General features: G+C 71.0%; 2 protein-coding genes. Both read right to left on the reverse strand.

What is annotated here, in order from left to right:
* Positions 1-71: 71 nt before the first annotated feature.
* Positions 72-806: a hypothetical protein gene (locus tag ABT004_RS36305; protein WP_351346121.1), complete on the reverse strand. Its 735-nt coding sequence runs from the start codon at positions 804-806 to the stop codon at positions 72-74.
* 27 nt (positions 807-833) lie between these two features.
* On the reverse strand, positions 834-1,616 hold a 783-nt coding region (locus ABT004_RS36310), incomplete at its 5' end, for a hypothetical protein (protein ID WP_351346124.1).

The raw sequence follows: 1,616 nt of genomic DNA on the forward strand, positions 1-1,616 counted from the left end.
CGTGGGTGCGGGGGGGCTCCGGGGGCGGGGGGGGCCGGCCCCGGAGATCCGGGGCCGGCGGCGGTTTGGGGTCAGCGCGCACGGCGTGCTCGTGCGGCGGGTGGCGCTGTTGGCTGATGTGCTGCCTGGTCGGCGAGTGCGGCGCGGTAGGCGGTGCCGCCGAAGAGGTCCGCGTCGATGTCGACCCGGTATCCGGCACGGGCCAGCAGAGGTACGGCCCGGTCGGCCATGGACTTCATGGCGATCTGGTCCGTCTCGTCCGGGATCTGATGCCAGACGTCGTCCTCGACCTGGTGCCGGTCCAGGCCGAGGCCGTCAAGCAGGGCCAGGAGATGCTCGGGGGCAGCGACGCGAGTGTCAACGTAGATCGTTCCGTCGCTGTGGTAAACGGTGACGTCGACGCCGCGCTCGTCGGCGAGGGTCATCGAACCGAGCCGCACAGACCGGCTTCGGTGCGCAGGCGGGGCCGGGGCGCGGCGGTCGCGCACGGCCGTTGCGGCGGCGGTGTAGGCGGCGGCGTCCCAGACGTCATCGGAGATGTGGACCACGTATCCGGCCTTGTGCAGCCACGGCACGGCATGGGTGGCGAGCTGCTTCTTCGCGTCCTCGTCGAGATGGGCGGGTGCTTCGTGCCAGACGTAGATCGGCCCGGGGGTGGACAGGGTCCGACGCTCGAAGCCGAGGGTGTCGAGGAGGGCGAGCAGCGGTTCGGGTGCGCCGGTCGGGGTGTCGGCGTGCACGGTATCGGTAAGGGGCTTGCGGTAGATCGTGACGTCGGTGCCGTCGTCGTCGGCAGGGTTTCCCACGTGCGGTTACTCCTGTGCGGTGCGGGGCTATCGCCGTCGCGGGGACGGCGCGGGCGAGGCGGTGGGCGGTGCAGCGACGGGGGCGGTGCCCAGGGCAGGCTGTGTCTGCGGACGACGCAGTACGGTGTCGATGCCCAGCTCGGACAGGCGCTCTCCGCTGGCTCGTACGGAGGCAGCCTGGCGGGCGGTGTCGTCGCCCGACAGGACAAGGACGTCTCCCGCCGGGTCGAGGATGAATCCGTGGTCGGTGAGCACCCGGGCGGCATCGGCTCGGTCCGGCTTGTCGACGACGAGTGCACCGTCAGACCAGGTCATGACGAGGCGCTCCGGAGCGGACTGTGCCGGGGGGAGCTGCTCAGCGTTCCCGAAGACCTGCTGGGCTGCGACGTAGTAGCGGGGAAGGAGGTCGACGGTGATCTGCTCGGCCGCGCTGAACGGGTCGGCGTCGACGGCGATTCCGTCGGGCTCGCGGACACCACGGAATGCCTCAGGCGGCTGTTGGGAGGGGGCCATGGCGGCGATGAGGTATCCCTCGCCGTGGCCCAGTGGATCGGCCACGAACAGACGGGTACCGTCGTGGCGCTGCAGCACGGCGCAGTGGTCCACGGTGTGCTTGGCCAGCGCGTCGGCGACGTCGTTCATGTCCCACACGACGTCGGTGAGGTCGCTGTGGTCGTTGTCGCCGCCACGGTCGGGGTGGTACGTGCTGGTCCATGTGCCGGGCAGTTCGCCGGCGAGGACGGCAGCGAACGAGCCGAGGCTGGTGTCGGGGATGGGGTCGTGCATGGGCTCCTCGGAAGGGATGGGGAC

The organism is Streptomyces sp. NPDC002790, from assembly GCF_040295505.1.
Lineage (GTDB): Bacteria > Actinomycetota > Actinomycetes > Streptomycetales > Streptomycetaceae > Streptomyces.